Below are 26,869 nucleotides of genomic sequence, written 5' to 3'. Positions count from 1 at the left end.
CGATTTTTGGCAATATGATCAAATATTTAGTTAATACAGTATGTTAATGTTGATTGCGAGGCTCGGTTGTGGTATGTTTCTTCTTCCACAAACAAACAACCCAACCGGAGGCCTCGCATGCTTATCCTACACGACATCCTTGAAAAACTCAAAAACGAATTTGCTCAGTCCAGTAAAGGTCAGGAACGGGGAATATGGTTCGTATACACGATCGTGGCGATCATTGTTCCTTTCGCCTCATCGAGGACCTCAAACATTCTACGGTGCTTGAAGACGGTGTTCGGCTTTTCCGGGATCAGTCGTAAAAAGTTCTATACCTTCATGGCATCCCCACGGATTCCATGGCAACGGTTATGGCCCACGCTGTGGAAATTGATTCCGCTGCCAACGACCGGTGGGCGGTTAATGCTGGCTCTGGATGACAGTATCAACGCCAAGACAGGCAAGAAGATTTTCGCCTGCGACAAGGTTTTCGATCATGCTGCCAAGCAAAACCAGTCCAGGTATCCGTGGGCCCAGAACATCGTTGCTGTGGGGTTGTTGAAGATGATCAAGGGACGTTGGGCCTGTCTGCCGCTGAGTTATCGTTTCTACCTCCTGAAGAAAACCATCGAACGAATGAACCGTGACAGCAATGGACCGGAAGTGACATTCAAGAGCAAGCTTGCCATGGCGGTCGACATGATCGGTGAGATTGCCGCGGTGTTTCCCAGAAAACGGATTGTCATCATCACCGACTCATGGTTCGGCAATGGCGGCCTGTGGAAGCCATTGAAAAAACAGTTGGGCATATGGGTGGATATGATTTCCAGGCTTCGATCCAACAGCACAATATTTGAACTGCCGCCACCTCCGACCGGACGACAAGGCCGCCCGCGTAAATATGGCCGCAAGCTGGGGAATGCGGCAGCGTTGGCCGTTCGATTCAAATCGCTGGCAAAAGAATACATCGTCAACCTGTATGGCCGCAACCGGAACATCGTAGCCTATGAACGCGTGGTGATGCTCAAGACCATCCGATGTGCGGTCAAGGTGGTCTGGGTCTATCGTAAGACACAGTGGGTGGCACTTTATTCCACCGACCTGTCCCTTTCGGCTGAGCAGATTATCGAATACTATGGGGCCCGCTGGAAGATCGAAGCCTTATTCAAGGAATTGAAAAACGACATCGGCAGCGCTGACACGCAAAGCCGTCATCCGCAGGCCGTCAGCAACCATCTGCACTTTTGCATGCTGGCGACCACCGTCGCCTGGATTTACGCCAGCCGGGTCGAGAAAACGCCATCTCGCCGGCATGCCGTCGGCGGCCGCCGTCATTTTGCCTTTTCGGATGTCCGCCGATCCGTTACAAAGGCCGCGATGGACAAGGATTTTGGTAGGCTCTTCCCGGTGCCACGCAAATCCGTCTTTAATTCTCTCGTGGACGTACTGCTGCGCATGGCGGCTTGATTGAATTTAGGAAACTTTAGATACAAATACTATTTGACCCGTTTTGGTAGCAAGGTGATCACCATGGGATTGAAGTTGAGCGATTGTCCGAGCTTGCCGCAGATACAAGGACTATGATTTTCCTCTGTAGTCGCCTATGCGGGAAGTCATCAGACGCCGTAGATGGGGTAAGATCGGAAATCTCGGAGGTTTTCCCATTTTGGTGTTTTAGGATGGCGTAAGGCACTAATATTGCTCTTGATTAAAAAATATCCAAAATGGGAGACGCTCAAATTAGGTATGATAAAAATTAAATCGTATTGACATGATGAATACGAAATATTAAGTGCTAAAAATTAATACGACCACAAAGACGCCAGCTCCAGGCGTAATTTTTTATTTAACTATCCTGACCGGTCGGCCGGTTGGGTGGATTCATATCATAATCAAATTTAAGTTCTTATTAACGCAAAAGAAAAAAGGAGGGGGTATGCAAGAGAAATGGGCCGGCACAACTGCCACGGGTTATTCTGCTTTTTCAATGGTTTGTCTGATTATCTGGTTGTCACTCAATAACTATATTCCCAAAGAGAATGTTCCGATATTTTTTGCACTCCTGACGGCAGGTGGTCTGGCTCAGATCCTTGCCGGTATGATTCAACTCAAAAGAGGGCTTGCCACTCCCGGAAACCTGCTCTTGACTTTTGGCACCCTGTTTATGCTGGGACCAGCGCTTACATTCCTTTTGGTCGGTTTGAAACTGGCTTCCCCAACTCCGCTGATCGGTTATGTGAATATCTTTTTGGGGGTTTTAATGGGCCTTTATATCATTCCTTTATTACGTGCGCCGTTAATTCCTTTTTTGATTGGCCCGCTCGGTTTTTTTGTATTATCAACCTTGGGTTTGACTGAAATCGGATATGTTGCATTTAAACCGGTCGCTTCTTTCCTTTTTGCCGTTTCCGTTATTTATGGACTTTATATGGTGGCCGTCGGTTTGGGTGAAGAAGTACAAATTCATTTACCGGTTGGCAAGCCTCTGATGCCTTTAAAAATGCCGGAAAATCAAAGCGCCGTTAAAACTGAGGATGGTCTTGTAAATTGATGGAAACGTGGCTATTCCCTTGATACAGAAATGTTAACCAACAAACGAAAATAACTTCTGTTTTATGATCTATCCAGCATGCTGCAACTTCGTCAGTTTCGGATAGTCCGTTTTCTGTGTTGACGATTCCATCTGGGCAAAGTTCAATATGGCTTCGATGTACGCAATGGGCAATATTACCGGGTCCACGGGAACCCCCAACTGGTCGAAAATGATCTGGTAATTCAAAAACAATTGGGTCCGTTCGTTTTTGATTTTCGTTGATGAGGGGGGGGAACCAACGGTTGATCTTTTCCACGGGGGTAAAAAAAAGGAGGGAACGAATCTGATCTTTTCTCCCGTGGTATTGCACGACTGAAATGGGTTATACATGGAAACAAAGTAGATGGCCGGACTGACGGAGTTGGCGGCAAATACTTTTTTATATTGCTCCATTTTGGGATATTGATGGTCCACGATAAAGTTGAGCAGCGCCTCGATCATTGAAAGGGTTAAATACTACACACCAACCGGGAAAACGACCTTGTCGAACAGCGACTGGGCCCGTTTGCGGTATTGGTAATAATCTTGTAGAAAAAGCTTTTTGCTTTTGGGCAGCGGCGGCCGTATTTTTTGCCGGCATTCGTAATGATTTAAAAAATTGTATATTTTTTCTTTCTTCTCCCAGCTCAATCCTGACAAACTGACGGGAAAATATTCCGTTACAAGACCTTCGGCATCATGCTGCGCTTCACGCCCATGGTGGTGGCGCCGGAAACCATCACCGTCCAGGTGGAGCCGGAGATCAGCACTGTGGACTACTCCCTGTCGGTGACCTCCGGCGGGGTCAACGTTCCCGGTCTCATGACCCGGCGGGGTTCCACTACCCTCCAACTCAAGGATGGCTATACTTTTGTCATGGCCGGTCTGCTTCAGGAGGATTCGTCCACCATCACCAACAAGATTCCCTTCCTCGGCGATATCCCCTACCTGGGCAGCCTGTTCACCAGCAAGGAGTTCGAGAAAAACGAGTCCGAACTGATGATCATCGTCACTCCGCGGCTGGTGCGGGCCCTCAATCCGGACGAAGTCCCCCGGCTGCCGGGAGAAGAAGAGATGGGCGTGGTCGGCGATGGTTTTTTTTTCTTAAAAACCGAACCGAGGTGAAGTCGGATGACGACCCTGAAAGCGAGACCGGCCAGGCTGCGGAGGAGCCCGAGATGATCGGAGGAAACGGATTTGCAAACGAACGCCCTCATATCTGCCCTGGTTTTTCTCGAACGTTATTTCCCGCCGGCCATTGCCAGCAATAACCTGGGCGTTATCTACGAGCGTGTCGGCTATCCGTCCAAGGCCCGCGGTATGTTCCCGCGGGCCCTGGAACACTATTCCGGCCTGGCCGTGGCCCGCCGCAACCTGAAGCGCCTGGAAACCAAGGAGGTTCGTCAACCATGAACCCGTAAACGCCGAACCGGTCATGGACGGTTTTTTACCGCATGCTGTTTGCCCTTATTTTTCTCTCTGCCTGTTCTGCTGCTCCCCAGCGGCTCGATTTCCATTTCGGACAATACGTGACAGCCGGGTTTTCGGCCCAGCCCATCAATCCGGACGCGCCAACGGATCCGACACCGGCCGAAACACTGCCCGGTGACCTGGCCGGCCACATCTATAAAAAGCGTTACATCAAAGGCATGACCGAAATACCTACGATTGAAAAATGAGTCGCATGGCAGACCCCGATAGGCCCCATCAATCGGGAAATCCCGGGAAAAAGGGTTGAATTCCGGTCCGGGCATGGTAGAAAGGCGCCAACTCAAGGGACGAATCAGTAAAGAATCATGACCGACAAACAACCCACCATTAAAGACTTTCGGCGCCAACTCGGCCGAACCATGCATGCGGACCGGCTGCTGTTGCGGCGCCAGCTGGACAGGCTGACCCGTCGCCGGAAATCGCTGGGCGAAGCGGCGTTTGCCCGCCAAATGGCCGATCTGACGACGCGCGTGGAAGCCGCCGTTTTGCGCCGTCAGCACCGCCAGCAGCGGTTGCCCCGTTTCGATGACCTCGACCATCTGCCCATCACCGCAGCCAAGGCCGACATCGTCGAGGCCATCCGCAATCATCCGGTCGTCATCATCTCCGGTGAAACCGGATCGGGCAAGACCACCCAGATTCCCAAATTCTGCCTGGCCGCCGGCCGGGGCGTCGATGGCAAGATCGCATGCACCCAGCCCCGGCGCATTGCCGCCACCACCGTGTCCGCGCGCATCGCCGAAGAGCTGGGCGAGGACCTGGGCCGTTCGGTGGGCTACAAGATCCGTTTCCAGGACAAGAGCGATCCGGACGCCTACATCAAGGTGGTCACCGACGGTATCCTTCTGGCCGAGACCCAGGGCGATCCCTGGCTCAACGAATACGACACCATCATCGTGGACGAGGCCCACGAGCGCAGCCTGAACATCGATTTCGTGCTGGGCATTTTGAAACGCCTGGTCCAGCGGCGAAGGAACCTCAAGCTGATCATTACCTCTGCCACCATCGATACCGAGAAGTTCTCAAAGGCCTTTGACGATGCGCCGGTGATCGAGGTTTCCGGACGGCTTTTTCCGGTGGAGACGCGCTATTTCTTTCCCGATGCCGAGCCCGAGGATCGGGAAGAGCGCACCACCGTGGAACTGGCGGCCCAGGCCATCGACGAGCTGATCCGCCGGCAGGGCCGGGGCGATATCCTGGTCTTCATGCCCACCGAGCAGGATATCCGCGAGACCTGTGAGGTCCTGGAAGGCCGCGGCTATCCGCGCACCCTGGTCCTGCCCCTGTTCGCCCGCCTGAGTCCCGGCGAGCAGAAACGGGTGTTCGCGTCCACGGGTTATCGCAAGATCATCGTGGCCACCAACGTGGCCGAGACCTCCATCACCATTCCCGGCATCCGCTATGTGGTGGATACGGGACTGGCGCGCATCTCCCAGTATGTGCCGCGCTCGCGCACCACCAGCCTGCCGGTGGTGCCGATTTCGCGCAGCAGCGCCGACCAGCGCAAGGGGCGTTGTGGCCGGGTGCAGAACGGGGTGTGTGTCCGTCTGTTTGCCGAAGAGGATTATCTGAACCGGCCCCTGTTCACCCAGCCGGAGATCCTGCGCGCCAACCTGGCCGAGGTGATCCTGCGCATGATCGCCCTGAAACTGGGCGATGTGGCCGACTTTCCCTTTGTCGACCGGCCGGCGGAAAAAAGCATTCGCGACGGCTTCAATCTGCTGGAGGAGCTGGGCGCCATCGGCCGGGTCGAGACGCGGCGCAAGGGGGCGGCTCCTTATCGACTGACCGAGACCGGTCAAATCATGGCCCGCATGCCCATCGATCCGCGCCTGTCGCGCATGCTCATCGAGGCCCAAAAAGAAAGCTGCCTTTGGCAGATGACGGTCATTGCCGCGGCCTTGAGCATTCAGGATGTGCGCGAACGCCCCCTGGACAGGGAGGCCCAGGCCGACCAGGCCCACCGACGCTTCGTAGATCCGCTGTCCGATTTTATCACCATTCTCAACATCTGGCAGGCGCTCCACACCGGGGGGGATGCGCCGCGCAGCATGAACGCCCTGAAAAAATTCTGCCGCCAGCATTTTCTCTCCTTCCGGCGTATCCGCGAGTGGCGCGACATCCACCGCCAGATCACTGCGGTGCTGCGCGAGCAGGGACTCGATCCCGGTGGCAATGGCGACGTCCCGGTCGCCGCCAAGGACGCCAAGGGGCGCTTTCACCCGCTGTATGCGGCCATTCAGCGTTCGATCCTGAGCGGTTTTCTCTCCAACATCGCCATGCAGAAGGAGAAGGTTTTTTTCCGGGCCGCCCGGGAGCGCGAGGTGATGATTTTTCCCGGATCGGGCCTGTTCAAGAACCCGGGCAGCTGGATCGTGGCCGCCGAGATGGTCGAAACCTCGCGGCTCTACGCCCGCACGGTGGCCACCATCGATGTGGCCTGGCTGGAGCCCCTGGGGGGCGAGCTGTGCCGCCGGAGCACCAGCGATCCCCACTGGTCGCGCAGCCGTGGGGAGGTGGTGGCCCAGGAGCAGGTGACCCTTTTCGGCCTGCCCATCGTTCAGGACCGGCAGGTGGCCTTCGGTCGCATCGATGCGGAGAAGGCCAGTGACATTTTTATCCGTAGCGCGCTGATCGAGATGGACGTCAAACAGCCCCTGGCGTTCATGCAGCACAACGCCGATCTGGTGGCCGAGGTGCGCGGCATGGAGGATCGCATCCGGCGGCGCGACATCCTGGTGGATGACGAGAGCCTGGTCGCCTTTTACCGCGAGCGCCTTCCCGGTGTGTGCGACATCCGTACCCTTAAATATCGTATCCGCAAACAGGGCGGCGACGGTTTCCTGCGTCTGGACCGCGAGATGCTGACCCGCTACCGGCCCGAGGAGACGGTGCTGGCGCAGTTTCCCCAGAAGCTGGACCTGGGGCACCGGGTGCTCGACTGCGACTATGTCTTCGATCCGGGGACCGACGCCGACGGGGTCACCGTGACCATCCCTGCCGAGACCACCGGCGACGTGCCCCGCGAGCAGCTGGACTGGCTGGTGCCGGGGCTGCTGGCCGAGAAGATCACCGCCCTGATCAAAGGCTTGCCCAAAGCCTACCGGGTCCAGTTGGTGCCGGTGGCCGAGACCGTGGAGACGATCGTGGACAAAATGCCCCGCGGCCGGGAGAGCCTGACGGCGGCCTTGAGTCGTTTTCTCTTCGAGCATCTGCAGGTGGACATCCCGGCTTCGGTCTGGCCGGTCGATCAACTGCCCGAGCATTTGCGGATGCGGCTTTCCATCACCGACGCCAAGGGACGGGTGGTGGCCAGTGGCCGGGATGAAACCCTGCTCGACCAGCAGTCGGCGGACCCGGCGTTGCCCCCGGGTCTCCAGGCGATCAAAAGAAAATGGGAACGCACCGGCATTGCCGACTGGGATTTCGGTGATCTGCCCGAGGTGCTCAGCGTGGACGACCGGCAGGGCACGCCGTGGCGCATCTACCCCCGCCTGGCCGTTGAGAATGAAGCGGTCGGGATCCGTGTCTTTACCGATTCCCGTGCGGCGGATGCGGCCCACCGCGATGGCGTGGCCGCTCTTCTGACCCGTCGTTTTGCCGATGACGTCAAATTTCTGAAAAAGAATCTCAAACTTCCGGGACTGCTCAAACGCCAGGTCGTTTATTTCGGCGGAATGGCCGCGGTTGAGGCGCAGCTGGTCGAACGGGTCACCCGCCAATTGTTTGCCGTCAGTCCGCTCACGGCGGCTGATTTCGATGCCCGGGTGGCCGAGTTGATGGCCCTGCGGGTGCATGGGTGTGGACAGGATTTTCGCGAGGCGGTGATCGCCGTGATCGAAGCCCACCACGAGGTCCAATGCCGCATCCTGGAGGTCGAACAGAAACGTATTTCCGCGCCGGTGGTGGCCGAATTCCTGGAGACCCTCAAGGGCGAGGCCCGCCGGCTGGTGCCCGACAACTTCGTGCAGCTGTACGACCGTCAGCGGCTGCTGCATCTGGTGCGCTACCTGAAAACGATTGCGGTCCGGGTCCAGCGGGGGCTGACCGATCTGGCCAAGGATCGCGCCCGCCAGGACCAGGTTGCCCCCTATACCGCCACACTGAACGAAATGCTCAAATCCATGAACGGCAGGGCCTCGGCCGACAAACGGGCGGCCGTGGAGGAATTTTTCTGGGCCATCGAAGAGTACAAGGTCTCCCTTTTCGCCCAGGAGGTGGGCACCGACGGGCCCATCTCGCCCAAGCGGCTGAAAAAGATGATCGGCGAGATCGAGCGCATGGTGTAGTAGAGCGTCGTTATCGGAACCCGGATGAGGATCATCTGGTCGCAGGCATGGCCAGCTCCTACGGAAAACGGTGTGGAATCAGACGATTGAAACGCGTCGGGGCGGGCCATGCCCGCGAAAAAACAAAAATCAATCCAATTTAAAATCGATTTCATCCTTCATTTGACATTTGACATTTGGCATTTGGCATTTTCCCACTTTCGGGAATGGTGCGTGTTCAGGAACGGCCGGTTTTTGATTTTACTTGCGATTGCCCTGGGGGCGGGAACTGCCGCCTTGCATTTCTTCCGCTTTGGGCGCTATTATACCGTTAGTCCGGGCGATTGACCCGGAGAGACATCGTTCAACGCGTCACCATACCGCCAGCCGCCCCTCGTTTCCTCGATCTCACCGCTTGCTGCACCAGCCGCGCGGTATGCCGGTTCTCATTTTTCACTTCCACAACCCAAGGAGGAGGATATGGCCGACATCTATCAGCAAATCTGGGATGCGGATCAGTCCGGTTCCGGTGTCAGACCCATTCTCGATACCGAGAGCGGCGATCCGTCAACGGGGTTCGTCAAGGTCAACAGCCGTCTGACGGCCACGGACAGGGACCTGCGAGTTCTCACCGAGACTGTCATTCCCGAAAGCAAACGCCGCTCCTATGAGCTGTGCCGGGTGCTGTTCGACAACTATGCGCTGCCCGAACGCGATGAGGAGCAGGAAACGGCCCAGGAGCGCGAGGAGGTGCACGATCTGGTGCACGCCATGGTGGATACGCCGCCCATGCTGGTGGCGCGCGACTATGTGGCCCGCGCCACGGAAACCAGCATCACTCGCGAGCGGTGGTACAATACCCTCATGGAGATGTGGTTCCGGCGGTTTTCCATGGGTGGGGATCCGCACCTGACAGGGTTCGAACACGTGGCCGTGGGCGAACAGGAAGGCGCCAAGGCACAGGGCTACCATTTCTGGTACAAGTACTACCTCGACGATGGCTTCGCGCGACAGGTGGACGGCGCGACCAACCATTTTCCCGGCCTGTCCGACGACCGTATCGTCTATCTGGGGTCCAAACAGTCCGCCGAACAGTCCCAGTTCCCGGAATCGGTGACCATCTCCTATCGCTGGCAGGCGCCGGATTACGACCGTGACGCCCTGCGCCCGCTGACCAAAAAAATCGGCGGGTTTTTCGTGGGTTGCAGCGTCGAAGGGCTGCTGGCCCTGGGGACGGTGCGTGCCCACGTCGGTGCGCGGGCTCCCAAGGACGCCGTGATCAACGGTGCGCGGTACCATCTGAAGGTCTTCCGGGATGACTCGAACCGCCACGTCAGAACCTTTTACCCGGTTTTTTCCGGGGCGGAAGGCCCGACCATCCCATCGACGCCTCCGGTGACCCCGACCGACATCGATATCCCCGTTCCACCGGCAACACCGGTGGTCGACGGCCGCATCCGCATCATCGCCGCCCTGGTCAACCCAGAGGGGCACGATCCGGGAAGTGAAAGCGTGACCCTGATCAATACCGGCAGTGCCGCCGCCGCCCTTGACGGCTGGCACCTTGAAGACCGCAACGCCAGGCGGCAGCCGCTTTCGGGCATGACCGTCGGTGCCGGTGAAACGCTTCGCGTGGTGCTCGATCCGTCCGGTGTCCAACTCTCCAACAAGGGCGGGAGCATCCGCCTTCTCGACGCCAATGATCATGCGGTCCATCTGGTGACCTACTCCAAAGGGCAGGTGAAGACCCAGGGCGAGACGATTTTGCTTTAAGTTCCCGGCAACCCAATACAAGGAGCAGCCATGAGCGCACCCAAGGTTCATGTGAAGCAGGCTGTCAGCGGCGGACGCCAAAAGATCGCCGCCGGCTGGGTGATCGGCTGTTGTCTGGTCGTTTTTGTCGCCGCCACCGTCTACGCCCTGAAGCAAATTCCCCGGCCGGATCCCTTCAAACCGGCTTCATTCAAGGAGACGTTCCTTTTCCCTTACGAGGAAAACGCCTTCATGCGCCTGCCCATGGTATCCGGTAATTTGAATGATGTGGTTATCGTTCCCGGAAGCGGGGTGATCTGGGCGGTGGGGGGCGGCGGCCTGATCCTGGTCAGCCGGGACAAGGGGAAATCATGGATGCGGCGGCCATTTCCTGCCGGTGTTGAGATTGCCGGACCACCGGAGGCGAGAAAAAATGCCGGGCTGAATCTTTTGGGGTGGGGCGTCCGCCCTGCCAGCGCCGCCGACCAGCCGGCATACAGGCAGGAAAGTAAAAAAAGTGTCCGGGACATCCGGCAGCAGGTGCCGGTGAAGACAACCCCTGAGAAATTGCCGGAAAAACCGCAACCGCAGGAACCACCGGAAAACACGCCATTGCGGGTTCCCGACCTGCAAACGGTTTTCTTCGTGGATGACACCTGCGGCTGGATAGCGGGAGAAGGCGGTACGATCCTGGGCACGAGCGACGGCGGCCGCACCTGGCAAGCACAGCCCAGTGGCACCGCCGCCGGGTTGTCAGATCTCCATTTCACCGATCGCGGGCACGGTTGGGCCTGCGGGGACAACGGCACGATCCTGTCGACGACCGATGGGGGGCAGCGCTGGCAAGAGCAGGATCGCGTTACCCGGGACCAGCTGTTCGCCCTCCATTTTGCGGATCAGGAACACGGCTGGGCCTGTGGGGACAACGGCACGATCCTGTCGACGACCAATGGGGGAAAGATTTGGCGGGAACAATCCAGCGGTCGGTACCCGCGCCTGTCGGCCCTCGATTTCACGGACGCTGAGCACGGCTGGATCTGCGGCGAATACGGCCTGATCCTGTTGACGACGGACGGTGGCCGGAATTGGGACGAACCGGCCAGCGGCACCACCACCGACCTGCATGCCCTTCATTTTACGGATCCTAAACACGGCTGGGCCGGTGGTAAAGAGGGCGTGCTGCTGTCCACCGGCGATGGCGGCCGCACCTGGCAGGTTCAGTCCAGCGGCACCGCTGCCGGCCTGTCGGCCCTTGATTTTAAGGACGCTGAGCATGGCTGGGCCTGCGGGTCTGACGGCACGTTTCTGTCGACGGCCGATGGGGGCCGGACCTGGCGTCCCCAGTCCAGCGGCACCGCTGCCGGCCTGTCGGCCCTTCATTTCACGGACAACGAGCATGGCTGGGCCGGTGGTTTTGACGGCACGCTGCTGTCGACGGCCGATGGGGGCCGGTCCTGGCACCCGCAGCCCAGCGGCATCACGGCCGATCTGTCGGCCCTTACCTTCATGGACGCTGAGCATGGCTGGGCCGGCGGGTCTGACGGCACGCTGCTGTCGACGACCGATGGGGGCCGGACCTGGCATCCGCAGTCCAGCGGTACCGATGTGTGGCTGTCGGCCCTTACCTTCACCGACGCTGAGCATGGCTGGGCCGGCGGGTTTAACGGCACGCTCCTGTCGACGACCGATGGGGGGCAGAGCTGGCGTGCGCAGTCCAGCGGTACCGATGCGTGGCTCTCGGCCCTATATTTCACGGACGGCGAGCATGGCTGGGCCTGTGGGTCCGGCGGCACGCTTCTGTCGACGATCGATGGGGGCCAGACCTGGCAGGTGCTGTTCAGCGACGCCCGTTTCTATCTGCGCGATCTTTATTTCACGGACGACGAGCATGGCTGGGCCTGCGGGTCCGGCGGCACGATTCTGTCGACGGTCGACGGGGGCCGGACCTGGCAGGTGCAGACCAGTGGTACCACTGCCTACCTGTTTGCCCTTCATTTCAGCGACCATGAACGCGGCTGGGTCAGTGGTGAAAACGGCACGCTGCTGTCAACGGTCGATGGTGGGCGCACCTGGCGTCCACAGTCCAGCGGCACCGCCGCCGATCTGCGGGCGCTGGATTTCACGGATGGTGGGCATGGCCACGCCTGTGGGTCAGGGGGTACGCTCCTGTCGACCGTCAATGGGAGCCGGACCTGGACCCTGCCCACGTACCGCCGTCTGCCGGCTCCCTGGTACTGGAGCCTGTGTTTGGTTCTGATCATCGTCTCTCTGTTCGTGGTCCAGCGGCGTGGCTGGCCCGAGGCGGCCGGCGAGACCGTGGCCGATCTCCTGGCCTCGGACCGGCCCCTGGCGGCCGGAGACCCCGACCCGCTGGACCTGGGCAGTATCGCTGCCGGCATGGCGCGTTTCATCGCCAACCGCAACACCGACCCGCCCCTGACCATGGCCGTGACCGGCGAGTGGGGAACGGGCAAGTCATCGCTGATGAACCTGCTCTTGCATGACTTGAAAATGCGTCGTTTCCACCCGGTGTGGTTTAACGCCTGGCACCATCAGAAGGGCGAGCAGTTGCTGGCCTCCCTTTACGCCCATATCCGCCGTCAGGCGATCCCGCCCCTGTGGCATCCCGGCGGCATCCTTTTCCGGCTGCGCCTGCTGTTCCGGCGGGGGCGGCGCAACCGGCTGGCCTTTGCATCCCTGGCCTTCCTGCTGTTCGCCGCCTATCCGTTTCTGGAAGGTTTGGTGGTTTCCCTGATCGGCACCCTGGGGGCCCTGGTCCAGGCCCTGCTCGCCGGCAACCCGGACGAGATCCGGCATCTTTTCAGCCTTTCCGATCTGATCCCCGATAACCCCGACAACTGGATCGGCGCCCTGCTGGCCTCGCCGGCGGTGGCGGCAGCATGGCGGGGCATCCGTGCCTTCGGCCTTTCGCCCCAGCGGTTGCTGACCCTGGGGGCGACGGAAGGCGGCAGGAAGGGCGGGCTCGACCCCGGTGCGCGCGCCCATTTCGCCCAGGAGTTCGAGGATGTGGCCGCCAGCCTGGATCTGGGGGCGATGGTGATTTTCATCGACGATCTGGACCGCTGCACCAAGGAGAACGTGGTCGAAATTCTGGAAACGATCAATTTTCTGGCAGCGTCGGGACGCTGCTTCATCATTCTGGGTATGGCCCGGCAGTGGGTGGAGACCTGCGTGGCCCTGCAGTTCAAGGAACTGGCCGAGGAAACGAACAACGGGAACGATGGGAGCAAAGACGGCTTCGCCCACCGGCGGCGTTTCGCTCAACAGTACCTTGAAAAACTGATCAACATCGAGGTGCCCGTGCCGGTGCCGTCGGCCGATGCCACTCGTGCCCTGCTCACACCCAAGGTAACGGAACCGCCTTCGCTGCTGGTGAGAATACTGACCGCTTGCGGTCGAACGGTAAAAAAGCAAATCCCCGTCCTTTGCCTGGCGGTCCTGGCGACCCTGGCATGGTACCTGTGGCGAATCATTCCCGATGGTGAGCCAGAGCAGAAGCCGGCCGAAACAGAGGACCTGCTCGTTCTGCCGGCCGCCACCGGCGGCGGGGAAGTGGTCCTGGATGACGGCCGCATCCGGATTCCATTGGACGCGTTGGGTTCGCCACCGGGCAGCCAGGACGGGCGTGCTCTGGAGATTGTGCTCAAGGGGGCGCGGCAGGCACTCGAAGAGGGGCTCCCCATCGGCACGCTGGGCAGGGACGACCGCAAGGCCGAGCTGGTATTGCGCCATGCACCCCGGAAGGAGGCCGCGACGCCGGCAACCCTAACTGAAGCGGAGCCGGACCGCCCGACGCCGGCACCGGAAGAGAAACCCACCGGCAAGGCCGGTTTTCGTCCGGGGGCCACGGACGAGAGCCCGACCGGTCTTTGGCTGGCCCTGCTGGCCGGGCTGGGGTTCGTCGTCATCGGCGGACGCTACCTGGTCCTGCGGCCACGACGTTTCACCAAAGATTCCCGTACGTTTCGCGACGCCCTGGCCATCTGGCATCCCTGGATCGTCCTGTTGCGCCGTACGCCGCGAACCATCAAACGCTTCCTCAACCGGTTGCGCTACGTGGCCATGCGCCTGCGCAGTGAGCCGGAAAACCTCAGCCTGTGGGAGCGTATCTGGCGGTGGGCCATCCACCGGAGAGACGATTCCGCGGCGGAAAAACGGTCTGAAGGCGTGCCCGAACCGGTTCTGGTGGCCCTGGGCGCGGTCTACCACGTGAACCCGGAGTGGGTGAAGGACGAAGCGGTGCTCAGGGATCTTTTTTCAGAAACCAGCCAAGACCTGATCGACCGCTTAACCCACGCTTTTGACCTTGTTGCGGATACCGATCCTGCGGTTCTGGCCGATACCGCCGCCAAACTGAAAGCGGCCTTCGAGAATTACCGGAAGACCTTCGGCCACGGCGTTGAATCCCTGATCCGGCACCGCGACGCCTTCCTGGCGGTACTGGCGGAAACGGGTCTGTGACGGGGAATTTGGGTTTGTTTCTGATCCGCGGATATTATAAGGGGGAAGCGAACTGCTGATCATTCCAGATGAGAAAGGATTGTGATGAACTACCGATTTCACCACCTTCACCTGTTGTGCGGCGATCTTGAAGCGACCGTCGATTTTTTTACCCGGATTTTGGGTGCCGCCCTGAAAGGATACCAGAAATTCGGTACGGCCGATGGTGCGTCCCTCGATCTGAACGGCACCATCGTCAATCTGCGGGTGGCCGCCGAAGGGGAAACCGTCAACACGGATATCACCGGCCCGGTTTACGGCTACCACCACATGGCCCTGGGGGTCGACGACACTGACGCCGCCTGCCGGGAGCTGACCGACAGGGGAGTCGAATTTGTCGTCCAGCCCCGCAATACGGATGACGGTCTGCGGGTGGCGTTTTTCAAGGGGCCGGACGATGTTCTCATCGAACTGGTCCAAGAACTTTGACGGATTCGTAAAAAACCCGATATCGGCGTTACGCGTATCCTTCGTCACTGCGAAGTACGCTCAGTACTCCTCATTCCTCAGGATTCGCAAGCCTTGATCTCGGGCTTCTTACGAATCCGTCTGAACGGCGAATTTTTACGAGCCCAGCAGCTGTAACGCCCCGACATCTTCCTTTGCCCCGGCCTGTTATCGGGTCTGACCGAGGGTATCCTCCAGGGCATTTAAAAAAATATTGGCCTCGCCGGCCGTCAGACACAGGGGCGGCCGCAGCTTCAGTGTGTTGCCGTACTTGCCCGCGGCACCGATCAGCACGCCGCGTTCCTTGAGACCGTTGATCACATCCGTGGTGATCGACTGATCCGGCCGGCGGGGGTCGCCATCCGCACACAGATCGGTGCCGATAAACAGGCCGCAGCCCCGGACAGCAGTGATCACCGGGTGGGACGCGCGCAACGTATTCAGCCCGGCCACGATCTGCCCGCCGACATTGAGGGCGTTTTCCATGAGCCGTTCCTCCCGGATGATATCCAGCACGGCCTGACCGGCGGCGGCGGCAACCGGATTGCCGCCAAACGTATTGAAATATCCCACATCTTCGCAGAACCGGTTCATATGTGCCGCGCGCGCGGCCACACCCGCCATGGGGAATCCGTTTCCCATGGGCTTGCCCATGGTCACCAGGTCCGGCCTCACGGCGTGGCGCTGGAAGCCCCACATGCATTCTCCCGTGCGGGCGAACCCTGGCTGAACCTCATCGGCAATGTAGAGCCCGCCGGCCTGCCTGACAACGTCGACCGCATCGGCCAGAAATCCGGCCGGGTCGCTGAATACCCCGTCGCTGGAGAAAATCGAATCGCAGATCAATGCCGCCACGCCGTAACCGCGTCGATCCAGCGTGGCGACAGCCTTGGCCATGGCGGCGGCAAACCCCTGGGCGACGCCGTCCTCGAAAACCAGCGGGCTGGGCGGCGGAATCGCCACCACATGATCGGGCAGCGGATTTTTTTTCAGGGCCGCCGGTGAGATGTCGGTCGTGGCCAGGGTGTTGCCGTGGTAGGCGGTTTCGGTGACGATGAACCCCCTGTTGCCGGTCCATGTCGAGGCGATGCGCAGGGCCAGGTCGTTGGCCTCGCTGCCCGTGCACGAGAGCAGAAGGTTGTCCAGGTGGCCGGGCAGGGTGGCTTTGAGCGCGTCGAGGTAATCGTCTACCACGCGGGTGAGGTAACGGGTATGGATGTTCAGGGTGGCCACCTGGTCGCTGATGGCATCCACGACCCGCGGGTGACAGTGGCCCACCGAAGGCACGTTGTTGTAGAAATCCAGATATTGCTTGCCGTTCTCCGCGACCATCCAGGCGCCGCGGGCGCGGACCATTTCGATGGGGGAGCGGTAAAAAAGAACCGATGCCGCGCCGAAATTCTGCAGGCGGCGTTCCAGCAGCGGATTGCCGGGGCCACTCTTCCGGCTGGCATCAAAGGCGTTCATGTCCAGTATTTGTCTGATTGCAGGGGGCATGGGGATCGTCGCTTCCTGTTAGCAATGGTGGTGGGTATCGAGGTATCTTGTTGCCAGCCGGATGGTGCCGCGGGTGTAGGCCGGGCCCAGCGCCTGGGCGGTTTCGGTCTCCGCATGGCTGGCGATCCAGGCGGTCAGCAGCAGGCGCCGGAGCATGATAAAGGTCGGGATCGCGGCTTCGTCCGCTGTGGAAAGCTTTTTGATGGAACGGTAGCCGGCGACCCAGCTGTCCTGCAGTTCGGGAATCTGGGGGTCCTCTTCAATGAAGCTGATGGCCGCAGCAAAATCGTACATGAACCAGCTGAAACCGCAGTCGTCGAAATCGATCACACTGAGGGTCTTGCCGTCGACCAGCAGGTTGGCCAGGCGAAGATCCGCATGCACCAGGCCGAAACGGTGCCCCTCCTTGCCATAGGCCGACAGCTCCTTTTCCAGGTGCCGAGCGGTCTCCTCCAGCAGCCGGCGGCCCTGGTCGTCCAGGCCCAACGCTTCCCGCCAGTCTCCCCACAGGGGCCGGTTTCCCAGCATACTGTCAAAATCCCAGGTTTTTCTGACGAATCCAGCGGGAACCCGCCAGCGCTGACTGTGGTCGTGAAGGCGCGCCGTAATTGCCCCCAGGGCATAGAAATCGCTTTTGAGATCGTTTTGCGGGGCTGGCTCGCTGCCCGGCAGAAATTCGAAGCCGACCACCAGGCGCGATTCACCATTGTAACTGAACTCGGCAATCCTGCCGCCGGAATTCAGGGGCAGGGGGGCGGCCGTCGACACGATTCCTGCTTTGCACAGGCTGTCGATCCAGCTCAGTTCCGATTCGATCTCCTGCCGGGTGTGGTAGCCGGGGCGATGGACCCGCGCGATGATCGACCGCTCACCCGCCGGATCCCGGGCCACAAAAGTGGCGTTTTCCGATATGTTCAGCAGTGATACACCGCTGCTCGCGGGCAGTTCCCATTCGTGCAGCAACGCTTCCACGCCGTGCTGCATCGCTTTGATAAACCTGTCATTGTACGTTTCGGCCATTTCCGCCTTACCTCTTTGTTACATTATTGTGTGGCAAGAACAACAAAATTGTCTGTGACTATAAAGAAAAAAAAGTCCAAAAACAACATTTTTTCTTGATTTAGTCATAAAAATCTGTGACTGTGCAGAAAATAATTTTGTTGTTCAAAAGAATGACGACGAACGCTGCTGATCAACCAACAATGCTTGACGACGATGGAGGTGGTTCCATGAGGATGACCCGACGCGATTTCAACAAAACAGTAGGACTGTCGGTGGCGGCGCTGGCCTGCGGCCTGCCCGGCAAGGTGTTTGCCGCAGACAAGAACGAGCTCAATATCCTGTGTTGGGAGGGGTACAATACGGACGATGTCCTGGGGCCTTTCCGCAAGGCGCATCCCAAGGCCACCGTGCGCGCGGAAAGCGGAACCTCGGATCCGGACATGATCAACAAGCTGCGCGCCGGAGAAGTCAAGGTATGGGACCTGATCAATGTGAACCAGCCCTGGGCGCGCAACCAGCTTATGCCCGAGGGGTTGATCAAGCCCCTCGACAAGGCGCGCTTCCTGCCCTTTTTCGAGAAGATGTCGCCTGAGTTCAAAAAGCCCTATCCACTGGCCTTTGCCGACAACGGCAATCTCATCGGCATGCCCCAGCGTTACGGGCCGTTCAGTTTTGTGGTCAACACCGACAAGATCAGCCGTAAGACGGCCGAAGAGCAGGGCTGGAAACTCTTTCTGGACCCCAAGATGAAGGGCCGTTACGGCATCCTGACCTATGACAACTGGAATATCATCCACATGTGTCTGACCGGCGGGCTGAACCCCTTCAAACCCCTGGATGCCGCTGGAATGGAGACCTTCAAGAAGACCGCCATCCAGATTTTCGGCGGCTCCAAGATGCTTTCCGACGATCTGGTGGCCATGAACACGGCCCTGATCAACGGCGAAATCGATGCCTATTTCACCGGTGGAACCTACACCGCCAGCCCGGCCCGCCTGGACGGCCTGACCAACGTCCTGGCGATCACCCCCCAATCGGGCCCCGTGGACGGCAAGGGCGGGGTGGCCTGGATCGAGCTGACCTCCCTGGTCAACAATCCCACGCCGTCTCCGCTGGCCGAGGATTTTCTCGAGTTCGTGCAGAAACCGGAAATCTGCAAGGCTGTCGGGTTCGCCGAAGGCACCTACAACCCGGTCAGTCAGATGGGCAACCCGGAGGTTTTCAAGCTCTGGAACGCCGAGGAACTCGACGCCATTCAGTGGGGTACGCTGGAAGAAGAGATGTCCCGCTGTCTGGAATACGACGTGGTCGCGTCCTATGACGAGCTGATCAAAATTTACTCTGCCGCCAAACGGGCCTAAGTGCTGCTCCCTCCGGGATCGTCGGCGACGCAACCGTTGCAACCGAGTCTGGCCGGTGAACAGCGATTCACCGGCCCTTTGAACCAATCCGACCAATAGGTGCCCCTCCGGAACGCCGCCTGTGGCTGACCCGGAACGGTCACCGGTGAGTGTTATGACCGAACTACCCATTCTTCAGATCGCCGGTCTGCGCAAGGAGTACGGCGGTTTTGTCGCGCTGAAGGATATCGACCTCAAGGTTCGCGAGGGAGAATTCTTCACCATTGTCGGCCCGTCGGGAAGCGGCAAGACCACCCTGATCAAACTGCTGGTTGGCATGGAGGAGCAGACCGAAGGCTCCATCTGGCTGCGCAACACCCGCCTGGATCGTGTGCCGGCCAACCGGCGTCCCACCTGTATGGTGTTTCAGTCCCTGGCGCTCTTTCCCCACCGCAGTGTCGGCCAGAACGTCGAATTCCCGCTGAAGATCAAAGGGATGCCCGCGGCCGAACGCAAAAAACGGGCCCTGGAACTGTTGTCCATGTTCCGTCTTCCCGAGAATTACTACGGCAAGCACATCAACCAGTGCTCGGGCGGTGAGCGCCAACGTATTGCCCTGGCCCGGGCCCTGGCTTTCGATCCGGAGATCCTCTTTTTCGACGAACCGCTGTCGGCGCTGGATTACCGGCTGCGCAAGACCCTCGAAAAGGAGCTCAAGGCGCTGCACCTGAGAACGGGAAAAACCTTTATCTATATCACCCACTCCCTTGAAGAGGCCATGGTGATGTCCGACCGCATCGCCATCCTGCGCGAGGGCCGTTTCGAGCAGATCGGACCGGCCGATGAAATCTACAACCGGCCCCAAAGCTGTTTCGTGGCGTCGTTCATGGGGGATGTCAACCTGTTCGCGGTGGCGCGTGATGCGGCTGGCAGCGGTGCCGCGATTGCCCATTTCAGCATCTCCGCCGAGGCGGCAGCGGCCATCGACATCGCCCCGGACAAAAAGAACACCCTGATGGTGCGTCCCGAATCGATCCGCATCCTGTCCGAAAACGATCTGGCCGATTTCATCACCCGGGGAAGGGTGGCCGGTCAATATTTGCTCGGATCGCGCACCCAGTACGAGGTCGAGCAGGAAGGCGGCCGGGCCCTTGTCGTCGAGGCCGCCAACCACACCCCCGGCGCGTCGGCCGGAGAAGTCATACGGCTGGGGTTTGACCTCAAACAGGCCCATCTGATCCAGGAGGCGGTTTCATGAACGGTCGTGAAGCGCGCCTGGGCGCTTTTTCCTCACTGCCGCTGACGACCCTGCTGCTGGTCACCTTTATCGCCCCGCTGTTGGCCATCGCCGCCTTTTCGATCATGCCGGCAAAGGTTTTCAGCCTTGCCCATGTCCCCGATTTCTCGGCTTATGCCGAGTTTGTGCGCGAAGGCTACTGGAAATCGCTGGCCTGGTCGCTGGGCATGGCCGCCGTGGCCACGGCCCTTTTGCTGGTGATCTGCTGGCCGCTGGCCTATGCTATGGTCCGCATTTTCAAGCGCTTCACCCTGGTGATCACCATTGCCGTGGTGATGACGCTGTTTGTCTCGGAGAACATCCGCCTCTTCGGCTGGGTGATCACCCTGATGAAAGGCGGCATGCTGGAAGGATACCTGCGCGCATGGACCGGAAACGGGTTCGACGGGCTGCTCTACAATGTGCCGGTGATCGTCTTCGGTCTGGTCTATATCTATCTGCCGTTCATGCTGTTCCCGCTGGCCCAGGGAATCAGCATGATTCCCGATGATGCCCGGCATGCCGCGGCGGACCTGGGGGCCAACCGCTGGCAAATTTTCACCAACATCGAACTGCCCCTGGCGTCTCCCGGGATCGTGGTGGGCGCTTTGCTCACTTTTGTCCTGGCCGCCGGGGCCGTGGCCGAATCCAAGCTGCTCGGCGGCCAAGCCGTCATCGTGATTTCCGATGACGTCGAAAGCGCGTTTACCTATGGTCAGAACTGGCCCCTGGGATCGGCCCTGGCCATGGTCCTGATCCTGGTGATCTCCATTCTGATCGTGATGACCCTGATGAAAATCGACCTGGATAGCGTGATGGGTAAGGGGAGGTAGCCCATGAAATCTCGACCGGCCAACGTCCTGTTCTATCTATACGGCCTCGGCGTTCTGCTGTTTCTCTATCTGCCGATCGTCGCCGTGGGCTTCGCCTCCATATCCAAGGCGCGCTACCTGAGGTTTCCCATCCGCAAGTATGCCACCGGATGGTATGCCAGTGCCCTGGCTAGCGACACGGTGGCCGGACTGGTCTGGACCTCCCTGACCATTGCCGCCATCGTTACCCTGATCTCGATTTTGTTCGGGTTTTTCGGTGCCCTGGCTTTCGCGCGCTATCAGTGGCGGTTCCGCAAGCTCTACCAGAAGCTCATTCTGCTGCCGATTTTCTTCCCCCAGACCGTGCTGGGGCTGGCCCTGCTGATGTGGTTCAACGCCCTGGGCATCATTCCCAGCTGGCACACGGCCATCGTCGCCCACCTGGTATGGATTACGCCGATCGTCACCCTGATCATCGCCATCCGGGCATACGGTTTCGACCCGTCGCTGGAAGATGCAGCCCGCGACATGGGCTGCACCAATTGGCAGATCATGCGCGAGGTGACGATTCCGCTGTTGATGCCGGCGGTCAACTCGGCCGGCCTGTTCGCCTTTTTGCTCAGCTGGGGCAATTTCCCCCTCTCCCTGTTCACCACTGGTGCGGATTCCACCCTGCCCGAGTGGCTGTACGCCAAAATGGTGTCGGGCTACTCCCCCCTGGTGCCTACGTTGGGGGTGCTCTCGGTGGCTGCCTCGGCACTGGTGATCGTGGTCGCTTTGCTGGTTCGTGCCCTGCTGCCGATGATCAAACGCCTGAAAACGGCCCGACCGGCCGTTCAACCCCATTAAATTTCAAAGGAGAACACCGTTATGTTGACTTCCATACAGAATCGTTCCGTCATTGTTACCGGCGCGTCCAAAGGCATTGGCAAGGGCATCGCCACGGTTTTTGCGGCCCAGGGGGCCAAAATTATGGTGGTCGCCCGGGGGGAAGCCGATGCGGTCAAGACCGTCGAGGAGATCAGCGCCGCCGGGGGTACCGCCGAATACACCCTTTGCGACGTTACCGACGAGGACCAGGTGGCGGCCATGGTCGCCAAAACGGCCGATACCTTCGGCGGTGTCGACATCCTGTGCGCCAATGCCGGGATTTTTCCCCAGAAAAAGATTATCGAGCTGACCGGTGACGACTGGGATGCCGTGATGCAGACCAATCTCAAGAGCACCTTTTTATGCGTCAAGGCCTGCATCCCGTATTTCGAGAAGAACGGCCGGGGGCGGGTGGTGGTGACATCCTCCATTACCGGCCCGGTGACGGCCTTTCCGGGGTGGGCCCACTACGGTGCATCCAAAGCCGGCCAACTGGGCTTTTTGAAAACCGCGGCCATGGAGCTGTCCCGGTACAACACCACGATCAATGCGGTCATGCCGGGCAACATCGTTACCGAGGGGTTGGAGGGCCTGGGCCAGGACTATCTGGACACCATGGCGGCCTCCATTCCGCTCAAGCGGCTGGGGGACGTGAAGGATATCGGGTATGCGGCGCTGTTTTTCGCATCGGACGAAGCCGCCTACATCACCGGCCAGTCCATTGTCGTCGACGGCGGGCAGATTCTGCCGGAGTCGCTCGAAGCCCTGGAAGAGATATAACTCCACGCCGAAAGGGATTTCCATGAACCAGAACAGGCACGCCGTCGGCCGCGCCCAGGCGCATTTCGGCTGGAACCATCAGCTCACGCCGGTGCTTCACGTGGCTCCCGGCGATATCGTCACATTCGATACCATCGATGCCGGGGGCGGGCAGCTGAATCGGAACAGCACTGTGGACGATATCGGCCGGTTCGAATTCGACCGGATCAATCCGACCTTCGGCCCGGTTTACGTCGACGGTGCCGAGCCGGGTGACGCCCTCGAGGTGACCGTCCTGAACCTGGAAATCGCCGATTGGGGCTGGACCGCCAACATCCCCGGTTTCGGCCTGCTGGCCGAGCGTTTTACCGACCCGGCCCTGCACATCTGGAAACTGGATCCGGTCGGGCTGGCACCCGCCGAGTTCAAGGCGGGCGCCAGGGTACCGCTACGGCCGTTTCCGGGTATCATGGGCAACGCCCTGCCGGAAGCGGGCACCCACAGCGTGGTCAATCCGCGGCGATTCGGCGGCAACATGGACACCCGCGACATCGGCGAGGGGAGTCGCCTGCTGCTGCCGGTGGGCGTGCCCGGTGCGCTGTTTTCCTGCGGTGACGGCCACGCGGCCCAGGGGGATGGGGAGATCTGCGGCACGGCCATCGAAACGCCCATGCGCATGACCCTCAAGCTGGATCTTGTCAAGCGGGCCAACCTCAACTTTCCGCGCTTTACCACCTCAGGCCCGGTGAGCAACCATTTTGACCCGGGCGGATACGAGGTTTGCATGGCCATGGGCGGCGATCTCATGACGTCGGCCAAAAATGCAGTCAGCGACATGGTGGATTGGGTGGCCGCCACTTATCAAATGGCGGATGTTGAGGCCTACCTGCTGCTCAGTGTGTGTGCCGATTTGCGTATCAATGAAATTGTTGATACACCCGACTGGGTGGTTTCCTGCTATCTCCCGAAAATCGTCTTTCAGCGTTAACCGACGAGTAACCCATGGCCAACAAAAAAACCTTACGCCAGAACGAAATTATCACCCTGCTGCGCGAATCCCCTGCGATGCGGGTCAACGAACTGGCAGGCACCCTGAACGTGACGGCCGAAACGATCCGCCGCGATCTGGATGAGATGACCGAAAAGGGACTGCTCGAGCGCACTTACGGCGGGGCGATTCTGCGCCTGGAGCAGGAACCGGGAATCAACGTGCGCCACAGCCTGCTGGTACGGGAGCGTGAGGCGATCGCCCGCCAGACGGTGAAAGAGATCAAAGGGGCGTCCCACCTGATGATCGGTTCCGGCGCCACCACCGTCCATGTCGCCCGCTACATTGCCGCCGAAATGTCCAACCTCACGGTGATCGTGCACTCTTTCGGCGTAGCCATCGAGCTGGTGCACAACCCCACCATTCGGGTGCTCATGGCACCGGGCGTATACAGCCCCACCGAGGGGGCCAATCACGGTGAGCACACCCTCCGTTTCCTGGAGAAATTCTGGGTCGACTACACCATCGTCAGCGCCAGCGGACTCAGCCTCGAGGGGCCCTGTGATGCGCTGATCGATGCCGGCGAGGTCTACGCAACGATGATGTCGCGGGCCTTCCAGACCGTGCTGACCGCCGATCAATCCAAATTCAACCTGAAGTTCCCGGCACGCTTCGCCTATTGGGGGGAGGTCGACCTGCTGGTCACGGATGCCCGGCCCACCGATCGGTTGGCCACCATGCTGGAGCGGCACGGGGTCAACCTGCGCGTTGCCCCGCCGCGGCCTTTTTAACGACGGGGGCCCTGGCTGCCGCGGAAAAAGGTCACGTTCCACCCGGATGGAACCGACCTTAAAACGTTCGATTTCATAAAAGGATCAAGCATGAAGAAAGTCTGCATTTACGGCATCGGCGCGGTTGGCGGATTTCTGGGGGCCATGCTGGCCCGCAGCGGGTGCGAGGTCAGTGCCGTGGCGCGCGGGGCCACCCTTGAGGCGCTGGAAAAAAACGGTCTGCGTCTGGAGATGGAAAACCAGCGGTTTACCCAGCCCATCCGTGTGAGTGAGGATCCGAAAGCGCTGGGCGTTCAGGACCTGGTGATCGTTGCCGTCAAGGCCCAGTCCCTTTCCTCCATCACCTCGGGGATCCCGGCGCTGATCGGACCCCAGACCACCATCCTGACGGCCATGAACGGCGTTCCCTGGTGGTTTTTCGATGGGTTTGGCGGCAAATGTGCCGGCCTCCGGCTGACCTCGGTCGATCCCACCGGTGCCATTGCCGCTGCCATTCCCACGGGGCAGGTGGTCGGTGGCGTGGTGCATGGCAGTTTTGCCCTCAACGAACCCGGTTTCGTCCGCCATGTGTTCGGGAAAAAAATGATCATCGGCAAACCGGACGGCACGCCAACCCGGCCGCTTCCGGAACTGGCCGGGTTGCTGGGTGAGGCCGGGATGGAGATCGATGTCTCCGAGCACATTCAGCGCGATATCTGGTTCAAGCTCTGGGGCAATATGACCATGAACCCGGTTTCGGCCATTACCGGTGCGACGTGTGACAAAATCCTGGACGATCCGCTGGTGAATCGCTTCTGCCTGAACATCATGGCCGAGGCTGCCGGGATCGGCGCCATTTTCGGATGCCCCATCGAACAAAGCGGTGAGGACCGCAATGCCATGACCCGCAAACTGGGCGCCTTCAAAACCTCCATGCTGCAGGATGTGGAAGCCGGTCGCGCCGTCGAGTTGGATGCATTGGTGGGGGCTGTTCAGGAGATCGGTCGGCATGTGGGGGTTGAGACACCCACCATCGACACACTGCTCGGTCTGGCGCGCCTGCATGCACAGGTACGGGGATTGTATCCGGTGGCCTGATCCAAATCACAGGGTCGTTTTATATCTTTTTGCTGTTTGATCAATCGATTTCAAAAATCGGAATTTGTGAATTGAAGCATGGCCGACTATAGCCACACAGCCCAGTCACCGTAGTCAAATGTTCCGCTGCCATGATGCAGTTTGCCCTCATCCTGCAACTGCCGAAAAGCATCACGCATTCGAACCAGAATCTCAGGCTGAATATCCAAAGTGTGATGTGCCGGAAACACACGCTTCACCGGGATCGCCGATACCCGCTCCAGAGAGTTGAGGTACGCCTCTGGATCGGTGGACGGAAAGTAGGCAAAGAGCGTGTCTTTATAGACCAGGTCACCGGTGAAAAGATAACCGCGCTCTTTTTCCCAAAAACACATATGCCCCGGAGAATGTCCGGGCGTATGCATTATTTGAACACAGCGGTCTCCAAGATTAATAACATCATTATCCTTTAGCACGCTTGTCGGTTTTCCCTGGAAGAATTCATATCCGTTGACGTCATAACCTTCCGGCAGGTCACAGCGGTCAACGACCATGCCTTTAATCTGCTCAATCGTCAAAGGGAATTCTCCGCTGAGCCAATTCAGTTCATCCTCATGCGCGTAAAAGTCTGGAAAGTATTTATGACCGCCAATATGATCCCAGTGAATATGGGTGGCCACTGCGGTAACCGGTTTGTCAGTCAGCTTAACGACTTTATCGTGGATGTTACAGATTCCCAGCCCGGTATCAATAAGCAAACTGGATTCAGAGCCATTCAGGAGATAACAATGGGTTTCCTCCCAGTGACGGTATTCGCTGATGATATAAGTTTCCTTGTCAATTTGATCTATTGTAAACCAATTGTTCATTTGGCTTTCTTTCCAAGCGCTTCCTCTATTTTGTTCACTGCAAGCTCATAGGTGGCCGGAGATTCTGTCTTCAGGGCTCTAATCTCCGATAGCATCGTGTCTATTTCTGACAAAAGATTTTTTGGCGTCTTCCATTTTTTCTTGACTTGCTCAATCTCTGAAATCATCTTCTCAAAGCGCCCAATGGTTTGTTTCTGGTCTTCCTGAAGATCTCCCATGGCGGAATGGTCGATTAGAACTTTTAAAACATCTGTAATCTGACCGATCTGTCGTCCGTAGCTCGCAACATCCTCAATGATCTCCTGTTCAATCCGGTAATCGGAAGACGTGACGTTTCTGATGTTAATGAATCCCAATTGGGAACTTAAGGATTTGATCCAGAAATCCCACGGATTGATCGACTGGGTAACAGCGCCTGATAACGGAAATTGAATAGAATTATCCACTGTTTTATCTCCTTTTAAAAAGTAATGTTGCATCCCTCGCCCCTTAAGCGCCGCCAAACGGCAAGCTCACTTACCGGCAGGGTAGCAGCGAATGGTATTAAACCACAAGAAAAATGGTCTTTTAGGGATG

22 protein-coding genes are annotated in these 26,869 nt (G+C 59.0%); 18 read left to right on the top strand and 4 right to left on the bottom strand.

Annotated elements, in window-relative coordinates; translation table 11 throughout:
* The first annotated feature begins 117 nt into the window (after positions 1-117).
* The 10 genes from GN112_RS14535 to GN112_RS14490 all read left to right on the top strand — a co-directional run bounded on the left by GN112_RS14535 (position 118) and on the right by GN112_RS14490 (position 15,015).
* Positions 118-1,449, top strand: a complete 1,332-nt coding sequence (locus GN112_RS14535; RefSeq protein ID WP_155308529.1) for an IS701 family transposase — start codon at positions 118-120, stop codon at positions 1,447-1,449.
* A gap of 469 nt (positions 1,450-1,918) precedes the next feature.
* Positions 1,919-2,533 (top strand): acetate uptake transporter family protein, encoded by a 615-nt coding sequence (locus tag GN112_RS14530; RefSeq protein WP_155310875.1) that lies wholly within the window; start codon positions 1,919-1,921, stop codon positions 2,531-2,533.
* 693 nt (positions 2,534-3,226) lie between these two features.
* On the top strand, positions 3,227-3,679 hold the full coding sequence (locus GN112_RS14525; RefSeq protein WP_269434975.1) for a secretin GspD/PilQ domain-containing protein: 453 nt from the start codon (positions 3,227-3,229) through the stop codon (positions 3,677-3,679).
* 72 nt (positions 3,680-3,751) lie between these two features.
* The gene (locus GN112_RS14520; protein ID WP_155310873.1) at positions 3,752-3,967 is read left to right on the top strand and encodes a hypothetical protein; all 216 of its coding nucleotides are present in this window, start codon (positions 3,752-3,754) and stop codon (positions 3,965-3,967) included.
* Between the two features lie 41 nt (positions 3,968-4,008).
* Positions 4,009-4,233, top strand: a complete 225-nt coding sequence (locus GN112_RS14515) for a hypothetical protein (RefSeq protein WP_155310872.1) — start codon at positions 4,009-4,011, stop codon at positions 4,231-4,233.
* A gap of 117 nt (positions 4,234-4,350) precedes the next feature.
* The gene (gene hrpA / locus GN112_RS14510) at positions 4,351-8,334 is read left to right on the top strand and encodes an ATP-dependent RNA helicase HrpA (protein ID WP_155310871.1); all 3,984 of its coding nucleotides are present in this window, start codon (positions 4,351-4,353) and stop codon (positions 8,332-8,334) included.
* 108 nt (positions 8,335-8,442) lie between these two features.
* A complete protein-coding gene (locus GN112_RS14505) occupies positions 8,443-8,661 on the top strand; it encodes a hypothetical protein (RefSeq protein WP_155310870.1) in 219 nt (72 codons plus the stop codon).
* Between the two features lie 132 nt (positions 8,662-8,793).
* Positions 8,794-10,086, top strand: coding sequence for a lamin tail domain-containing protein (locus tag GN112_RS14500; RefSeq protein ID WP_155310869.1), 1,293 nt, complete (start codon positions 8,794-8,796; stop codon positions 10,084-10,086).
* A 30-nt stretch (positions 10,087-10,116) separates the two neighbouring features.
* Complete coding sequence (locus tag GN112_RS14495; protein WP_155310868.1) at positions 10,117-14,547, top strand: YCF48-related protein; 4,431 nt, start codon at positions 10,117-10,119, stop codon at positions 14,545-14,547.
* An 84-nt stretch (positions 14,548-14,631) separates the two neighbouring features.
* Positions 14,632-15,015: a VOC family protein gene (locus GN112_RS14490; protein WP_155310867.1), complete on the top strand. Its 384-nt coding sequence runs from the start codon at positions 14,632-14,634 to the stop codon at positions 15,013-15,015.
* Between the two features lie 186 nt (positions 15,016-15,201).
* Here GN112_RS14490 and GN112_RS14485 read toward each other — a convergent pair whose 3' ends face one another.
* Positions 15,202-16,530 carry an aspartate aminotransferase family protein gene (locus GN112_RS14485; RefSeq protein ID WP_155310866.1) on the bottom strand — a complete coding sequence of 443 codons (1,329 nt, stop codon included), beginning with the start codon at positions 16,528-16,530 and terminating at the stop codon, positions 15,202-15,204.
* Between the two features lie 18 nt (positions 16,531-16,548).
* Positions 16,549-17,550: a phosphotransferase enzyme family protein gene (locus GN112_RS14480; protein ID WP_155310865.1), complete on the bottom strand. Its 1,002-nt coding sequence runs from the start codon at positions 17,548-17,550 to the stop codon at positions 16,549-16,551.
* A gap of 209 nt (positions 17,551-17,759) precedes the next feature.
* On the opposite strand from GN112_RS14480, the gene GN112_RS14475 reads away from it, so the two are divergent.
* From GN112_RS14475 to GN112_RS14440, 8 genes are all read left to right on the top strand, one after another.
* Positions 17,760-18,893, top strand: a complete 1,134-nt coding sequence (locus tag GN112_RS14475) for an ABC transporter substrate-binding protein (RefSeq protein WP_155310864.1) — start codon at positions 17,760-17,762, stop codon at positions 18,891-18,893.
* Positions 18,894-19,047: 154 nt separating this feature from the next.
* The gene (locus tag GN112_RS14470) at positions 19,048-20,130 is read left to right on the top strand and encodes an ABC transporter ATP-binding protein (protein WP_155310863.1); all 1,083 of its coding nucleotides are present in this window, start codon (positions 19,048-19,050) and stop codon (positions 20,128-20,130) included.
* On the top strand, positions 20,127-20,981 hold the full coding sequence (locus GN112_RS14465) for an ABC transporter permease (RefSeq protein WP_155310862.1): 855 nt from the start codon (positions 20,127-20,129) through the stop codon (positions 20,979-20,981). The genes GN112_RS14470 and GN112_RS14465 overlap by 4 nt, the downstream gene beginning before the upstream one ends.
* Positions 20,982-20,984: 3 nt before the next feature.
* The gene (locus GN112_RS14460) at positions 20,985-21,809 is read left to right on the top strand and encodes an ABC transporter permease (protein ID WP_155310861.1); all 825 of its coding nucleotides are present in this window, start codon (positions 20,985-20,987) and stop codon (positions 21,807-21,809) included.
* 21 nt (positions 21,810-21,830) lie between these two features.
* On the top strand, positions 21,831-22,610 hold the full coding sequence (gene fabG, locus GN112_RS14455; RefSeq protein ID WP_155310860.1) for a 3-oxoacyl-ACP reductase FabG: 780 nt from the start codon (positions 21,831-21,833) through the stop codon (positions 22,608-22,610).
* A 22-nt stretch (positions 22,611-22,632) separates the two neighbouring features.
* The gene (locus GN112_RS14450) at positions 22,633-23,577 is read left to right on the top strand and encodes an acetamidase/formamidase family protein (RefSeq protein WP_155310859.1); all 945 of its coding nucleotides are present in this window, start codon (positions 22,633-22,635) and stop codon (positions 23,575-23,577) included.
* 14 nt (positions 23,578-23,591) lie between these two features.
* A complete protein-coding gene (locus GN112_RS14445; RefSeq protein WP_155310858.1) occupies positions 23,592-24,368 on the top strand; it encodes a DeoR/GlpR family DNA-binding transcription regulator in 777 nt (258 codons plus the stop codon).
* Positions 24,369-24,458: 90 nt separating this feature from the next.
* Positions 24,459-25,445, top strand: a complete 987-nt coding sequence (locus tag GN112_RS14440; protein ID WP_155310857.1) for a 2-dehydropantoate 2-reductase — start codon at positions 24,459-24,461, stop codon at positions 25,443-25,445.
* 86 nt (positions 25,446-25,531) lie between these two features.
* On the opposite strand, the gene GN112_RS14435 is transcribed toward GN112_RS14440, so the two are convergent.
* Positions 25,532-26,293, bottom strand: coding sequence for an MBL fold metallo-hydrolase (locus GN112_RS14435; protein WP_155310856.1), 762 nt, complete (start codon positions 26,291-26,293; stop codon positions 25,532-25,534).
* On the bottom strand, positions 26,290-26,772 hold the full coding sequence (locus GN112_RS14430) for a hypothetical protein (RefSeq protein WP_155310855.1): 483 nt from the start codon (positions 26,770-26,772) through the stop codon (positions 26,290-26,292). Before GN112_RS14430 ends, GN112_RS14435 begins: the two co-directional genes overlap by 4 nt.
* Positions 26,773-26,869 lie beyond the last annotated feature (97 nt).

Source organism: Desulfosarcina ovata subsp. ovata, assembly GCF_009689005.1.
In the GTDB taxonomy this organism is placed as follows: domain Bacteria; phylum Desulfobacterota; class Desulfobacteria; order Desulfobacterales; family Desulfosarcinaceae; genus Desulfosarcina; species Desulfosarcina ovata.
This window is presented reverse-complemented; position numbering and strand designations above follow the sequence as displayed.

Excerpts from the sequence above, each read along its gene's own strand:
- GN112_RS14535 (WP_155308529.1), top strand. The coding sequence starts at position 118 with ATGCTTATCCTACACGACATCCTTGAAAAACTCAAAAACGAATTTGCT.
- GN112_RS14530 (WP_155310875.1), top strand. The coding sequence starts at position 1,919 with ATGCAAGAGAAATGGGCCGGCACAACTGCCACGGGTTATTCTGCTTTT.
- GN112_RS14515 (WP_155310872.1), top strand. The coding sequence starts at position 4,009 with ATGCTGTTTGCCCTTATTTTTCTCTCTGCCTGTTCTGCTGCTCCCCAG.
- hrpA (WP_155310871.1), top strand. The coding sequence starts at position 4,351 with ATGACCGACAAACAACCCACCATTAAAGACTTTCGGCGCCAACTCGGC.
- GN112_RS14505 (WP_155310870.1), top strand. The coding sequence starts at position 8,443 with ATGCCCGCGAAAAAACAAAAATCAATCCAATTTAAAATCGATTTCATC.
- GN112_RS14500 (WP_155310869.1), top strand. The coding sequence starts at position 8,794 with ATGGCCGACATCTATCAGCAAATCTGGGATGCGGATCAGTCCGGTTCC.
- GN112_RS14495 (WP_155310868.1), top strand. The coding sequence starts at position 10,117 with ATGAGCGCACCCAAGGTTCATGTGAAGCAGGCTGTCAGCGGCGGACGC.
- GN112_RS14490 (WP_155310867.1), top strand. The coding sequence starts at position 14,632 with ATGAACTACCGATTTCACCACCTTCACCTGTTGTGCGGCGATCTTGAA.
- GN112_RS14485 (WP_155310866.1), bottom strand. The coding sequence starts at position 16,530 with ATGCCCCCTGCAATCAGACAAATACTGGACATGAACGCCTTTGATGCC.
- GN112_RS14480 (WP_155310865.1), bottom strand. The coding sequence starts at position 17,550 with ATGGCCGAAACGTACAATGACAGGTTTATCAAAGCGATGCAGCACGGC.
- GN112_RS14475 (WP_155310864.1), top strand. The coding sequence starts at position 17,760 with ATGAGGATGACCCGACGCGATTTCAACAAAACAGTAGGACTGTCGGTG.
- GN112_RS14470 (WP_155310863.1), top strand. The coding sequence starts at position 19,048 with ATGACCGAACTACCCATTCTTCAGATCGCCGGTCTGCGCAAGGAGTAC.
- GN112_RS14465 (WP_155310862.1), top strand. The coding sequence starts at position 20,127 with ATGAACGGTCGTGAAGCGCGCCTGGGCGCTTTTTCCTCACTGCCGCTG.
- GN112_RS14460 (WP_155310861.1), top strand. The coding sequence starts at position 20,985 with ATGAAATCTCGACCGGCCAACGTCCTGTTCTATCTATACGGCCTCGGC.
- fabG (WP_155310860.1), top strand. The coding sequence starts at position 21,831 with ATGTTGACTTCCATACAGAATCGTTCCGTCATTGTTACCGGCGCGTCC.
- GN112_RS14450 (WP_155310859.1), top strand. The coding sequence starts at position 22,633 with ATGAACCAGAACAGGCACGCCGTCGGCCGCGCCCAGGCGCATTTCGGC.
- GN112_RS14445 (WP_155310858.1), top strand. The coding sequence starts at position 23,592 with ATGGCCAACAAAAAAACCTTACGCCAGAACGAAATTATCACCCTGCTG.
- GN112_RS14440 (WP_155310857.1), top strand. The coding sequence starts at position 24,459 with ATGAAGAAAGTCTGCATTTACGGCATCGGCGCGGTTGGCGGATTTCTG.
- GN112_RS14435 (WP_155310856.1), bottom strand. The coding sequence starts at position 26,293 with ATGAACAATTGGTTTACAATAGATCAAATTGACAAGGAAACTTATATC.
- GN112_RS14430 (WP_155310855.1), bottom strand. The coding sequence starts at position 26,772 with ATGCAACATTACTTTTTAAAAGGAGATAAAACAGTGGATAATTCTATT.